Source organism: Pseudomonas sp. 3B-A001-10F (assembly GCF_056313565.1).
Genome location: NZ_JBQYFW010000012.1, coordinates 47,770 through 61,757, shown reverse-complemented (window position 1 = coordinate 61,757; position 13,988 = coordinate 47,770). Strand labels below are relative to the sequence as shown.

Sequence of the window (13,988 nt, the reverse complement as noted above, 5' to 3'; positions counted from 1 at the left end):
ATGATTGCCTACTGCATCGGTTAGACTTGCCGACTTTCCTCGTATCAAGAAGCCCGTTCATGGCCCAGCCGTCCACTACCTACAAATTTGAACTGAACCTCACCGACCTCGACCGCAGTGTCTACGAGAGCGTCAAGCAGACCATCGCCCGTCACCCTTCGGAAACCGAAGAGCGTATGACCGTGCGACTGCTGGCCTACGCCCTCTGGTACAACGAGCAGTTGTCGTTTGGTCGCGGTCTGTCAGACGTGGATGAACCTGCACTGTGGGAAAAGAGCCTGGACGACCGTGTTCTGCACTGGATCGAAGTTGGCCAGCCTGACGCTGATCGCCTGACCTGGTGCTCGCGTCGCACCGAGCGCACCAGCCTGCTGGCCTATGGCAGCCTGCGCGTCTGGGAAACCAAGGTGATCCCGGCGATCAAGAACCTGAAAAACGTCAACATCGCGGCCGTCCCTCAGGAAGTGCTGGAGACGCTGGCCAAGGACATGCCTCGCGTCATCAAGTGGGACGTGATGATCAGCGAAGGCACGATCTTCGTCACTGACGACCGTGGTCAGCACGAAGTCCAGTTGCAATGGCTGCAAGGTGAGCGCGGCTGATCCCGCGTCACCACCGCAATAATCCCACGTAATCAAGAGAAGTCTCTGTCACCCCATGCGTATCGAACCTCGTCAACTGCCTGCCACTCTGCCGTTTCTCGGTGATCTGCCACCCTTGCTGACCCGCTTGTACGCGGCGCGGGGCGTGCAGTCCGAGGCGGAGCTGGACAAGAGCCTGGCGCGGTTGATCCCGTTTCAGCAACTCAAGGGCATCGACGCGGCGGTGGACTTGCTGGTGACAGCGCTGGAGCAACGCCAGCGCATCCTCATCGTCGGCGACTTCGACGCGGACGGGGCGACCGCCAGTACCGTCGGCATGCTTGGTTTGCGCTTGCTCGGTGCGGCGCATGTCGACTATCTGGTGCCGAACCGCTTCGAATATGGCTACGGCCTGACCCCGGAAATCGTCGAGGTCGCACTGACCCGCGAACCGCAATTGCTGATCACCGTCGACAACGGCATCTCCAGCGTCGAAGGCGTGGCCGCTGCCAAAAAGGCCGGCCTCAAAGTACTGATCACCGACCACCACTTGCCTGGCGATGAACTGCCGCTGGCCGATGCGCTGGTCAACCCGAACCAGCCCGGCTGCGAATTCCCGAGCAAGGCACTGGCCGGCGTCGGGGTGATTTTCTATGTGTTGATGGCGTTGCGTGCACGTTTGCGCAGTCTCGGCTGGTACGAGAACAAGCCGCAGCCGAACATCGGTGAACTGCTCGACCTGGTGGCGCTGGGCAGCGTTGCCGATGTGGTGCCGCTGGACGCCAACAACCGGATTCTGGTGCATCAAGGTCTCGAGCGGATTCGCGCCGGGCGCGCACGGCCGGGGATCAAAGCGATCCTTGAAGTGGCCAAGCGAGACGCTGCGCGCATTACCTCCACCGATCTTGGCTTTATTGTCGGCCCGCGCCTGAATGCTGCCGGACGTCTGGATGACATGAGCCTGGGCATCGAATGCCTGCTCACTGCCGACGCCAACCTGGCCCGGGAAATGGCCGCGCAACTGGACGGCATGAACCAGGATCGCAAATCTATCGAACAAGGCATGCAGCGCGAGGCGCTGGCGCAGCTCAAGGACTTGCCGGTCGAATCGATGCCGTTTGGTCTGTGCCTGTTCGACCCGGAGTGGCACCAGGGTGTAATCGGGATTCTCGCGTCGCGGATGAAAGAGCGTTATTTCCGTCCGACCATTGCCTTCGCCGATGCCGGTGATGGCTTGCTCAAGGGCTCCGGGCGTTCGGTGCAAGGCTTCCACATTCGTGACGCGTTGAGCGTGGTGGCGGCGCAGCATCCGAACCTGATCGCCAAGTATGGTGGCCACGCAATGGCCGCTGGTCTTACCTTGCCGCAGGAGAATTTTCCGCTTTTCGCCGAGGCCTTTGACGCTGAGGTGCGTAGGCAACTTCGCGAAGAAGACCTGACCGGGCGCATGCTGACCGATGGCACGCTGGCGGTTGAAGAATTCCACCTCGAACTGGCCCGCGCCTTGCGCCATGCCGGGCCTTGGGGGCAGCACTTCCCGGAGCCGCTGTTTCATGGCGTGTTTCAGTTGGTCGAACAGCGAGTGGTCGGCGAACGGCACCTGAAAGTGGTGCTGAAGAGCGAATGTGGCTCGGTGAAGCTGGATGGTATTGCCTTCGGCGTTGATCGCGATATCTGGCCGAACCCGACGATTCAGTGGGTTGAACTGGCTTATAAGCTCGACGTTAACGAGTTTCGGGGTAACGAGACTGTTCAGTTGATGATTGCCCACATCGAACCGCGCTAAGCCCTTCGCGAGCAGGCCCGCTCCCACAGGTACGGTGTTGTCCTTTGTGGGAGCGAGCCTGCTCGCGAAAGCGTCCTTTCACGCACTGAATCACTCTGAACCCTCCCTCATCCCCGGTTGTCGACTAGGCTCTAAGCACTGCTTGATTGGCCTTGTGACGTCTTGTCGAATTTTTTGCCCGCGGGGGCGGGTGCTGCATCTTTTTCCTGTCACTCGTCGACTATTCAAACAGAACCCTGGAGCCTGCCCACTGATTTGAGAGGTGCCCCATGAGTCTGCTGCTTGAACCCTTCACCCTGCGCCAACTGACCCTGCCCAACCGCATCGCGGTGTCACCGATGTGCCAATACTCCAGTGTCGACGGCCTCGCTAACGACTGGCATCTGGTACACCTCGGCAGTCGCGCGGTAGGTGGCGCGGGTCTGGTATTTACCGAAGCCACGGCGGTCACGGCCGACGGGCGAATCACCGCCGAAGACCTTGGCCTGTGGAACGACGAACAGATCGAGCCGCTGCAACGCATCACCCGCTTCATCACCGCCCAAGGTGCGGTCGCCGGGATTCAACTGGCCCACGCCGGGCGCAAGGCCAGCACCCATCGGCCGTGGATCGGCAAGCATGGCAGTGTCAAACCCGATGATGGCGGCTGGACACCGGTCGGCCCGTCACCGATTGCTTTCGATCCGCAGCACACGCAACCGAAACAGCTGGATGAAGGGCAGATCGCCGACGTCATTCAGGCGTTTGTCGACGCCGCCAAACGCGCGCTGAAGGCGGGTTTCAGCGTGGTCGAGGTACACGCGGCGCATGGTTATCTGCTGCACCAGTTTCTTTCGCCGCTGAGTAATCAGCGTCGCGATCAGTACGGGGGATCGTTCGAGAACCGCATTCGTCTGGTGCTGCAAGTGACCGAAGCGGTGAGGGCGGTCTGGCCGGAGGAGTTACCGGTGTTTGTTCGCGTGTCGGCCACTGACTGGGTGGAAGACGGCTGGAACCCGGATGAAACCGTGGAACTGGCGCGACGTCTGCACACCCTCGGCGCAGATCTTATCGATGTGTCGTCGGGCGGGACGGCGGCCAACGCGGAAATTCCGGTCGGGCCGGGCTATCAGACGCGCTTCGCCGAGCGTGTGCGCAAAGAGTCAGGCATCGCCACCGGCACCGTGGGAATGATTACCGAGCCAGCGCAGGCCGAGCATATTCTGCGCACCTGTCAGGCTGACATCATTTTCCTCGCTCGGGAGCTGCTGCGTGATCCTTACTGGCCACTGCATGCCGACGATGATCTGGGGGGGCGCAAAGCGGTGTGGCCGGCGCAATATCAACGGGCAACGCATCGTGATCAGCCGATTCATGAGTCTGATTTGCGCGATTGAGTGAGTCGCAATAAAGCAAAAAGCCCCGGTCATTGATGGCCGGGGCTTTGTTTTGTCTGCTGAATGTTGTTTTGCCTGGGCCTCCTTCGCGAGCAGGCTCGCTCCCACATTGGATCAATGCCGGTCATGACTTTTGTGATCGGCCGAGATCAACTGTGGGAGCGAGCCTGCTCGCGAAGAGGTCCTTGTAGGCGCTACATAACCATCAAGGGTACTTACGCTTATCCGGCGCCGGCGGGAAATACTGGTACAACCAGGTCTCGCTCAACGTGCGATCGTTGGTGCGAATAAACAACCGCAGCTCCACCGGCTCCACGCTGTCACTGGTCGGGTACCAGTCAAACAGAATCCGATAGCCCTTGATGTCATCCAGCACCAGTACGCTGAAATCCTGCACCTTGCCGTTCGAGCACGTCACCACCGGTTCGATCCCGGTGCCTTGCGGCAGTCGATCCAGACCACCGCCAGTGAAGTCCACGGCAAAACGACGCGCCCACACCGGCGGGTAATGCTCGCCCGGTGCCCAGCCTTCGGTGAATCCGCCCATGCCGGAACGGGTCGCGTGCACCCGTGCCAACGGCGTGCCCACGGGCGGCAATGCGCTCCAGTAAAGCTTGTAACCGTAGTTCAGCGAATCGCCGGCAGCCACCGGTTTTTTCGGGGTCCAGAACGCGACGATGTTATCGAGAGTCTCGCCGGTGGTAGGGATTTCCAGCAGATCGATAGAGCCTTCGCCCCACGCCGTGGTCGGTTCTACCCACAGGCTCGGGCGCTTGCTGTACCAGTCCACGGTGTCCTGATAGTTGGCGAATTCATGGTCGGTCTGCACCAGACCGAAGCCTTTCGGATCGGTGTCGGCAAACGCATTGAATTGCAGGGTCGCCGGGTTGTTCAGCGGGCGGCAGATCCACTCGCCGTTGCCGCGCCACATCGCCAGACGATCCGAGTCGTGGATCTGCGGGTGGATGGTGTCGCACATGCGGCGCTCGTGGGTGCCGCAACTGAACATACTGGTCATCGGCGAGATGCCCAATTGCTCGATCGCCGTGCGCGCATTGATGTGCGCATCGACTTCCATTACCACGCGCTCGGCCTGGCAATCGATGTCGAAACGATAAGCGCCAGTGGCACTTGGCGAGTCGAGCAGGGCATACACCACAAATCGGGTGGCGTTCTTGTCCGGGGTCTCGAACCAGAACTTGGTGAAGTCAGGGAATTCTTCGCGTTTTTTCGCGTAAGTGTCGATCGCCAGGCCGCGCGCCGAGAGGCCATATTGGCCAGTGGCGTCTACCGCACGGAAATAGCTGGCACCGAGGAACGACAACACATCGTGACGATCCAGCTCTGGCGCTTTGAACAGCTTGAAGCCGGCAAAACCGAGGTCACCCTTGAGCTGCTGGGTGTCGACTGACGTGTTTTCATAGTTGAACAGTGCCGGGCGGAAATGCACCTCGCGGGCAGTGCGCGTCTTGGCGTCGACGCTGTACATGCGCACCGGCTGACGGAACCCCATGCCGACATGGAAGAACTGCACGTCCAGTTGGCCCTTGTTTTCCTTCCACAGCGAATGCTCGCCGTCGTAGCGGATCGCGTTGAAGTTCTGCGGGGTCATGGTCGCCAGGGTTGGCGGCAGCACCTGTTTGGTGTCCTGATAGGCGCTGCCAGCCAGTTGCTTGGCCTGGCGCTTCAGCGCTTCGAAGTCGAAGGCCTGCGCCTCGCCATCGGCGGCGCCGCCATTGGCCGCCCACGCACGGCTGGCCAGCAGGCCAGTGGCCGAAAGACCGGTGTAAGCCGCAATGGCCATGGACGCTTTGAGCAAATTCCTGCGATGCATAAATACAACCTGTCGTGTGCAATCCCGCGCCGTTCCTGGCACGTGCTGGATCAGAAATAACGGTTCGGACAAGCCTTCGGCCAAACGCAACGGACTATTAACAGATGCCCGCTAGCTTAAACGGTTCGCTCGCAATGCAAAATTCGTTGATTCACCGCGCCAGTGTGTCAATGAAACAAGACATGTCGGTTAAATATCTGACAGGGCATTCTGATTTACACGGCATATCTGCTTTTTTCGACTAATTACTCTAAAAACCGCTTTTCAGCGCCGATTTAATTTCTATTCTATGGGCATGACCGGTGCTGACCGGTAGGGCACACGGCGCTGCTGTAAGGGGCAGGGCGATGTGGTGGTTTAGCAATTCTTTGAAGTATTGAAGGACATCGTCCATGGCAAAAATACAAGGTATCACCGACATGCTGGGCATCTTTCCCTGCCTCGGCAGCGGCCGCAAAAGGCGTCGGCTCAGCTCTGACGAAGTGAAGCTGGTTGAGCGATATCGGGAGCTTTCGGAGAACGACCGGATTGCGATGCGGTATCTGGTGGATGCGATGCGGAGTGTTTCGCGGTTTTGAGTGGAAATTAAAAGGGGCGGACTGAAATGTCCGCCCCTTTTTTATTTGGATCAGCTACACGTTCCCAGTACTGGATACGGCCGCTGGCCGCGCATCAACTCCGGCACATCCCGCCATTTGACCCACGCCTGCTGTTGCCAGTGCAGCAGCGGCACGGTGACGCCTGCCCAATGCATCGAACTCACGCTGGGGTGGTTTTTCACAGGGCTTGAATGGGTTTCGCGCAGCATCGGGATGACTTCATGGCTCAGCCATTGGCGCAGGTGTCGGTTTTCCGGGACGAAGTGATGGACGAGCAGGGCGAACAGTCCGGACTCGCTGACCATCGCGCAATCGATGATTTCGCCGTCCTTGCGCAGGAGGACATTGCGACGCTGGTCGGGATCGAGTTTCAGGGTGAGGCGTTCGTTTAGCGGATAGCCCATCAAGCGACCGAGATCCTGAACACAGAACCAGGCTTCGTGATCTTGCATGAAGGCGTGGAGAAAACGGTTGTGGCGGGTGAAGGCGGTGGGGGTGAAGAAAGCGGAGCTTTCAGAAGGAATTTTTACGTGGTTAGGCATTTTTCGACTCCAATATTGAGAATAGAGCCGCCACTCAAATGAGTGCAGTCACGCCGTTTTGATATTTACTCCGGCTCCGACACCGGGCCGCTGATTTCGCTGCCGAGAGAAAGTCTATCGGCTAGCAACCTACGACGCCAAGTCGGCTCTATCGACACCTACTGTAGGAAAGCGGGCCTATCTCTGAAGGCTGTATTTGTAGGAAATGCCTGATTTTGCAGTGCCAACAGCAACCAAAACGCCCAAGCCGTCGTTTTTCCTTTATCTATTCGGATCCACGGAATGAACTGCAGGTTTCTCCATGTTGATCGAGTTTTCAGTTTCCAATTTCCGCTCGTTCAGGGACCGGCAAACCCTGTCCATGGCGGCGAGCCCTCTTCTGAGTAAATCACTCAACACATTCAAAGCATCCACGAATACGGAAAAGCTTCCGGAACTGCTCAAGGTCGCTGCGATTTATGGACCGAATGCGTCCGGCAAGTCATCGTTGATTCGAGCGATGGGCGTCGTCGGGAGCTTATTGGCGATACCCGCTGACACGCTAGATGCCGCGTTACCCGTTTCAGCGTTTCGTTTCGACGAAACACTGAAAGATGAACCCAGTACTTTTGAGTACGACTTTGTTCAAGGTGGTTTGCGCTATCGATTTGTCCTTGGTTTGACGGCGCAACGGATTGTTCATGAGCAATTGCTCTGCTTTCCAGAAGGAAAGGAGACATTGCTGTACAAGCGTCAGGTTGATGCGCAAGGCGAGCACTATCTTTTCGGCGAAACCCTTGAGGGGGGCAAGGAAGTCCATCGCGCATGGCAGCGTTTGACCAGCCCCAAGATGTTGTTTATCGCACAAGCGGTGATTCACAGCAGTGAAGAACTGATGCAACTGCGCGTACCGTTTTCCTGGTTTCAAAGTGGTCTGCTGGTGATTGAGCAGAACAACATGCCCGGTTTATCCACAGCTTCGATTCGATTTCTTCAGATGGTTAAAAGCCATACGAGCGACTTACGTGATTTTCTCTGCGCGCTGGATATTCCGGTATCAGCGATTCAACTCAGTCCGGATGATTCTGTTTCGGCTGCCGATAACAGAAAACTCACGCTTAAGGAGTTCATTGCCGCCGCGCAACGGGACAAGCTGACGCTCACACACTCGAGTATGTCGGGTGAAGCCGAGTTTGATTTTTCGGAAGAGTCTTGCGGCACGAAGAACCTGATTGGTTTCTGGCTGCCATGGTTCATGATGAATCAGGCCGGTGGCAGCGGCGTTCTCAGTGTCGATGAGTTGAGCAGCAGTCTGCACCCTGAAATCGTCGCCGATTTGATCGCCAGACATCTGGACAACGGGCTGAATACGCAACTGATTTTCACCACCCACGACACCCATCTGATGAATGAGAAAATTCTACGTCGCGATCAATTCTGGATTACAGAACGCGATGCTCACGCTGCCACGCATCTGTTTTCCGTGCACGACTTTGAAGGTCAGGAACGTGAGGACGTCGAGAAGCGCTACTTCGAAGGGCGTTACCGCGGATTGCCGCTGATAAGGCGGGGCTGACAATGGTGAGTTCGAATAAGTCGTTCGATCGAAAAGCCTCACGCTTTAAGCCCCAGCCTAATGTTTTGGTGCTCTGCGAAGACAGCAAGTCAGGTAAGCGTTATCTGGAAGAGGCGGCACTGCACTTTCGTGCTCGGGCAAAGGTTGAAATCGTCCACTGCGGTGTAACTCATCCGAGCGGCATCGTCGATCGAGCGATGCGGCGACAAGAGCACTTCGACAAAGTCTTCTGCGTCTTGGATCGTGATACTCACCTGTGTTTTGAACGTGCATTGAGTGAAGCGAAGTCTCATCCAAAAATCACAGTCATCGCGTCGTATCCATGCTTTGAATTTTGGCTTCTTTTGCACTTTGGCTTTAGCCGAAAACCCTTCAGGTCTGCCGGGAAAAACTCTCCGGGTGATCTGGTGAGCAAGAGTTTGAAGACTAAGCCCAACATGGCGAATTATGAGAAGGGTAAAGGCGTCAGCTATTTTGCTCAGTTGCTGGGTGAGCCCTTTCACCGGGCTAGAACGCTGGCGCCAAAAGTACTAGAAGACGCAGTGGCCAGTGGCGAGCCTAATCCAAGTACCGAAATCCATTTGTTGATGGATGCATTTGAAGCGTTATCCACACCCCAACGGATCTAGCACTGTTAACCGTGCCCGCATCCTTGCGGGCAGGTATTGACTCTTAGCGACTGACCTTCCAAGCATCCCCAGCCGGCGCCTTGCCATGGTCATACGGCTTGCCAATCCACATGTAAACCAAGCCCAACCCAATCACGATCGCAGTACTCAACACCATCGCATAGTTCACATACCAAGCCGCATCCGGCGTACGTGGCCAGGCCATGTTGATGATTGCGCCAACGCCGTACACCAGCGCGCCGATGTTCACCGGCCAGCCCCACGCGCCGAGGGTGAATTTTCCGCTTGGTTTCCAGCCTTTGCTGCGGGCGTACAGCGCGGCCAGCACGATCATCTGGAACGCGAGGTAGATGCCGATGGCGGCGAAGCTGACGATGGTGGCCACGGCGTCTTGCAGGAAGAAGCCAAGGGCGATGATCAGCGCAGGCAGGACGCCGGAGACGAACAGCGCAGCAACCGGCACTTGGGTTGTAGGAGAAATCTTTTTCAGCAGTCGGCTGCCGATGACCATTTCATCGCGAGCGTAGGAGTACAGCAGACGGCTCGCCGCGGCTTGCAGGCTGATGACGCAGGAGATGAAGGAAATCATCACCACGCCCATCACCACTTTCGAGCCGAGCGGGCCGAAGGCGTTGTTGAGGATGGTGGTGACCGGGTCTTTGTCGGTGCCGTTGATCACCGCTTGCATGTCCGGCACGGCGAGGATCAGCGCCAGGCAGGCGAACATCGCTGCGATGCCGCCGATGTAGATGGTCATGCGCATGGCCACCGGGATTTTTGCGCTCGGGTTCGGGGTTTCTTCGGCGACGTCGCCGCAAGCCTCGAAGCCGTAGTAGAGGAACATCCCCGCCAGCGAGGCAGTGAGGAACGCCGGCAGGTACGAGCCGTCGACGCTGATGTCGAAGGTGTTGAACAGCACGCTCAGCGGTTGATGGCGTTCGAACACCAGCAGGTAAACACCGACGATCACCGCGCCGACCAGTTCGCAGAGAAAGCCGAACATGGCAATGCGCGCCAGCACTTTGGTGCCGCTGAGGTTGACCAGTGTGGCGAACAGGGTCAGCACCAGGGCGATGACGATGTTGGTGTTGTTGCTCGGCTCAAAACCGAGCATGGCGGCCAGGTATGGGCCAGCGCCGACCGCAACGGCAGCGATGGTGACGCAGAGGGCGATGGAGTAGATCCAGCCGACCATCCACGCCCATTTTTTACCGACCAATCGGCGTGCCCAAGGGTAAACCCCGCCGGAAATCGGGAACTGCGAAACCACTTCGCCGAAGATCAGGCACACCAGCAACTGGCCGCAACCGACCAGCAAGTAGGCCCAGAACATCGGTGGGCCGCCGGCAGCGAGGCACAGGCCGAAGAGGGTATAAACCCCTACGACCGGTGACAGATAAGTGAAGCCCAACGCGAAGTTTTCCCACAGGCTCATGCTGCGGTTGAAGTTCGAGGTGTAGCCCAGTTTGCGCAGTTGTTCGGCATCGCTGTCGGCAACGGCTGTGGCGAGATCGGGTGAGGAACTCATGTGTGTTTTGCTCCGTGAAATCGGCAGATTTCGGATGGCCGAGGCCGTGGCGGGGCTTTGTGGGCGCCGCCCGGTTCGGTAGTTGTTGTTTTGGTTTCGGTGAAGCCTGGTGGTGAATCGCCGACATCGTCCGTGTGTCGCGGAAAAGATCGCAGCCTGCGGAGCAGCTCCTACAGAAGAGCGGCGTCCATCATGTAGGAGCTGCCGCAGGCTGCGATCTTTTCGCTGTTAATGCTTGAACATCACATGCCGAACCGTGGTGTAGTCCTCCAGCCCATACATGGACATGTCCTTCCCGTACCCGGACAATTTCTGACCGCCATGGGGCATTTCGCTGACGAGCATGAAGTGCGTGTTCACCCACGTGCAGCCGTACTGCAAGCGTGCCGACATGCGATGCGCGCGTCCTACATCCGCCGTCCATACAGAGGAGGCGAGGCCGTAGTCCGAATCGTTGGCCCACTCCAGCGCCTGCGCTTCATCGGTGAACTTGGTCACGGAAACTACTGGCCCAAACACTTCGCGACGGACAATTTCGTCGTCCTGCTGCGCATCGGCCAACACCGTCGGCTCGAAGAAGAAACCATTGCCCTCGACAGCCTTACCACCAGTGATCAAACGAATGTGCGACTGCGCCACAGCACGCTCGACAAACCCGGCAACACGGTCGCGATGTTGCGCAGTGATCAGCGGCCCCAGTTCAGTCGACGGATCATCCTGCAAGCCGTACTTGATGCTGCTGACCGCAGCGCCGAGCTTCTCGACAAACTTGTCGTAAATGCCTTGCTGCGCATAGATCCGGCACGCGGCGGTGCAGTCCTGCCCGGCGTTGTAGAAACCGAAGGTACGAATACCTTCCACCGCCGCATCAATATCGGCGTCGTCGAAGATGATCACCGGCGCCTTGCCGCCCAGTTCCATGTGCATGCGTTTAACGCTGTCGGCAGTGCTGGAAATGATATTGGCGCCCGTGGCGATGGAGCCGGTCAGCGAAACCATGCGCACTTTCGGGTGCGTAACCAATGGACTGCCAACGGTAGGACCGCGACCAAACACCAGATTGAGTACACCGGCCGGGAAGATTTCCGACGCCAGTTCAGCCAGACGCAACGCGGTCAGAGGAGTTTGCTCTGACGGTTTGAGCACCACGGTATTACCGGCCGCCAGTGCCGGGGCGATTTTCCAGGCGACCATCATCAGCGGGTAGTTCCACGGCGCAATGGAGGCGATCACGCCCACCGGATCGCGGCGGATCATCGAGGTGTGGCCGGGCAGGTATTCGCCAGCGGCCGAGCCGCTCATGCAACGGCTGGCGCCAGCGAAAAAACGGAACACGTCGGCAATTGCCGGGATCTCGTCGTTGAGCGCGGCACTGTAGGGTTTGCCGCAGTTGTCGGATTCGAGCTTGGCCAGTTCTTCGCCGTGGGCTTCGATGGCGTCGGCGAGTTTGAGCAGCAGCAGCGAACGGTCTTTCGGCGCGGTTTGCGACCAGTCGGCGAAGGCGTTGTCGGCAGCGCGTACGGCGGCGTCGACCTGAGCTTCAGTGGCTTCGTTGATCTCTACCAGGACCTCGCCAAGCGACGGGTTGAGCACCGGTTGCGCCGGGCCTTCGCCGTTGACCAGTTGGCCGTTGATCAAGAGTTTGGTTTGCATCGTTCTGTCCTCTTCGAATCTATTATTTTTCTGCCGAAACCGGATTAAAAACTGTGGGAGCGAGCCTGCTTGCGAAAGCGGTGTATCAGTCGACATCAATGTTGGATGTGACGGCCTCTTCGCGAGCAAGCTCGCTCCCACAGGGGAAAGTGGTGTCTTTCAGATGTTTATTTGCCGCCGCTACCGGCAACGCTTTCGCCACCCCGGGTCAGGTAATACGCGCCCAAAATCGGCAACATCGTCACCATCATCACCAGCATGGCGACGACATTGGTCACCGGCACATCCCGTGGGCGGCTGAGCTGGTTGAGCAGCCACAACGGCAAGGTGCGTTCATGCCCGGCGGTAAACGTGGTGACGATGATTTCGTCGAACGACAGTGCAAACGCCAACATGCCGCCGGCCAGCAACGCCGAGCCAAGGTTCGGCAGGATGATGTAGCGAAACGTCTGCCAGCCATCGGCGCCGAGGTCCATCGAGGCCTCGATCAAACTGTGCGAAGTACGGCGCAGGCGGGCGATGACGTTGTTGTAGACGATCACCACGCAGAAGGTCGCGTGGCCGACGATGATGGTGAACATCCCCGGTTCGATCCCCAGCGTCTTGAAGGTGGCCAGCAGCGCGATCCCGGTGATGATCCCCGGTAACGCGATCGGCAGGATCAGCATCAGCGAGATGCCCTGCTTGCCGAAGAAATCCCGGCGATAAAGCGCGGCTGACGCGAGCGTACCGAGCAGCATGGCAATCAACGTGGCGATGGCTGCGATCTGCAATGAAAGCTTGATCGCCTCCAGAACATCCGGCCGCGAAAACGCCACGCTGAACCAGTGCAGCGTGAAGCCCTTCGGCGGAAAGCTGAACGCGGCTTCTTCAGTGTTGAAGGCGTAAAGGAAGATGATCAGGATCGGGAAGTGCAAAAATACCAACCCGCCCCAGGCTGCGATTTTTAAGCCCAGTGAGGCCTGCCCTTGTGATGAAGAGTCAGAGCGCATCGAAAGCCCCCAATCGTTTGACAATGGACAGGTAAACCGCGATCAACACAATCGGTACCAACGTAAACGCCGCCGCCATAGGCATATTGCCAATCGCCCCTTGCTGCGCGTAGACCATGCTGCCGACAAAGTAGCCCGGTGGCCCGACCAGTTGCGGCACGATGAAATCGCCCAAGGTCAGCGAAAACGTGAAGATCGAACCGGCCGCAATGCCCGGAATCGACAGCGGCAGAATCACCTGCATAAAGGTCTGGCGCGGCTTGGCGCCGAGGTCGGCAGAAGCCTGCAACAGCGACGGCGGCAGACGTTCCAGCGACGCCTGAATCGGCAGAATCATGAACGGCAGCCAGATGTACACAAACACCATGAACCGCCCCAGATGCGAGGTCGACAAGGTGCTGCCGCCGACGCCGGGAATCCCCAGAATGAACTGCAACACCGGCTCCAATCCAAGGTGTTGCACAAACCACTGCGCCACGCCTCCCTTGGCCAACAGCAACGTCCACGCATACGCCTTGACGATATAACTGGCCCACATCGGCATCATCACCGCGATGTAGAAAAACGCCTTGGTCTTGCCGGTGGTGTAGCGCGCCATGTAGTAGGCAATCGGGAACGCGACGATGGCGCTGGCGATCGACACAACGATGGCCATGCTTAGCGTGCGCAGGATGATGTCGAAGTTCGACGGCTGAAACAGTGCGGCAAAATTTGCCAGGGTCAGGTCCGGAGTGACCGCCATGGTGAAGTCGTCGAAGGTGTAGAAACCTTGCCACAGCAGCACCAGCAACGAGCCGAGATAAATCGCGCCAAACCACAGCAGCGGCGGCACCAGCAGCATCGACAGATATAGGTTCGGCTTGCGATAGAGCAGGTTGGAAAACCTGCGCAACGGCGGCGATGCAGTCATCGC

Annotated in this window: 12 protein-coding genes; 6 read left to right on the top strand and 6 right to left on the bottom strand. The window is 58.3% G+C overall.

The window, feature by feature from the left end; genetic code table 11:
• Positions 1–59: 59 nt before the first annotated feature.
• The 3 genes from AC0ZWN_RS13630 (at position 60) to AC0ZWN_RS13620 (ending at position 3,743) form a co-directional block, all read left to right on the top strand.
• On the top strand, positions 60–602 hold the full coding sequence (locus AC0ZWN_RS13630; protein WP_007908961.1) for a YaeQ family protein: 543 nt from the start codon (positions 60–62) through the stop codon (positions 600–602).
• A 55-nt stretch (positions 603–657) separates the two neighbouring features.
• On the top strand, positions 658–2,367 hold the full coding sequence (gene recJ, locus AC0ZWN_RS13625) for a single-stranded-DNA-specific exonuclease RecJ (RefSeq protein WP_095050352.1): 1,710 nt from the start codon (positions 658–660) through the stop codon (positions 2,365–2,367).
• A gap of 269 nt (positions 2,368–2,636) precedes the next feature.
• Positions 2,637–3,743 carry an NADH:flavin oxidoreductase/NADH oxidase gene (locus AC0ZWN_RS13620; protein WP_093436771.1) on the top strand — a complete coding sequence of 369 codons (1,107 nt, stop codon included), beginning with the start codon at positions 2,637–2,639 and terminating at the stop codon, positions 3,741–3,743.
• A gap of 205 nt (positions 3,744–3,948) precedes the next feature.
• On the opposite strand, the gene AC0ZWN_RS13615 is transcribed toward AC0ZWN_RS13620, so the two are convergent.
• Positions 3,949–5,577 (bottom strand): glucan biosynthesis protein D, encoded by a 1,629-nt coding sequence (locus AC0ZWN_RS13615; protein WP_099758089.1) that lies wholly within the window; start codon positions 5,575–5,577, stop codon positions 3,949–3,951.
• A 392-nt stretch (positions 5,578–5,969) separates the two neighbouring features.
• Here AC0ZWN_RS13615 and AC0ZWN_RS13610 point away from each other — a divergent pair, with 392 nt between their 5' ends.
• Complete coding sequence (locus AC0ZWN_RS13610; protein ID WP_007908956.1) at positions 5,970–6,155, top strand: hypothetical protein; 186 nt, start codon at positions 5,970–5,972, stop codon at positions 6,153–6,155.
• Positions 6,156–6,205: 50 nt separating this feature from the next.
• Here AC0ZWN_RS13610 and AC0ZWN_RS13605 read toward each other — a convergent pair whose 3' ends face one another.
• Positions 6,206–6,718: a BRO-N domain-containing protein gene (locus tag AC0ZWN_RS13605; protein ID WP_476335421.1), complete on the bottom strand. Its 513-nt coding sequence runs from the start codon at positions 6,716–6,718 to the stop codon at positions 6,206–6,208.
• A gap of 301 nt (positions 6,719–7,019) precedes the next feature.
• On the opposite strand from AC0ZWN_RS13605, the gene AC0ZWN_RS13600 reads away from it, so the two are divergent.
• Entirely contained in the window at positions 7,020–8,273 is a 1,254-nt protein-coding gene (locus AC0ZWN_RS13600; protein ID WP_476335419.1) for an AAA family ATPase, read from the top strand.
• 2 nt (positions 8,274–8,275) lie between these two features.
• Positions 8,276–8,902: an RloB family protein gene (locus AC0ZWN_RS13595; protein WP_476335417.1), complete on the top strand. Its 627-nt coding sequence runs from the start codon at positions 8,276–8,278 to the stop codon at positions 8,900–8,902.
• A 43-nt stretch (positions 8,903–8,945) separates the two neighbouring features.
• On the opposite strand, the gene AC0ZWN_RS13590 is transcribed toward AC0ZWN_RS13595, so the two are convergent.
• From AC0ZWN_RS13590 to AC0ZWN_RS13575, 4 genes are all read right to left on the bottom strand, one after another.
• Positions 8,946–10,430, bottom strand: coding sequence for an APC family permease (locus AC0ZWN_RS13590; protein WP_476335415.1), 1,485 nt, complete (start codon positions 10,428–10,430; stop codon positions 8,946–8,948).
• Positions 10,431–10,658: 228 nt separating this feature from the next.
• Entirely contained in the window at positions 10,659–12,083 is a 1,425-nt protein-coding gene (locus AC0ZWN_RS13585) for a gamma-aminobutyraldehyde dehydrogenase (RefSeq protein WP_476335413.1), read from the bottom strand.
• A 167-nt stretch (positions 12,084–12,250) separates the two neighbouring features.
• Positions 12,251–13,075, bottom strand: a complete 825-nt coding sequence (locus tag AC0ZWN_RS13580; RefSeq protein ID WP_186621983.1) for an ABC transporter permease — start codon at positions 13,073–13,075, stop codon at positions 12,251–12,253.
• Complete coding sequence (locus tag AC0ZWN_RS13575; RefSeq protein ID WP_007908947.1) at positions 13,065–13,985, bottom strand: ABC transporter permease; 921 nt, start codon at positions 13,983–13,985, stop codon at positions 13,065–13,067. Before AC0ZWN_RS13575 ends, AC0ZWN_RS13580 begins: the two co-directional genes overlap by 11 nt.
• Between the last annotated feature and the right edge of the window lie 3 nt (positions 13,986–13,988).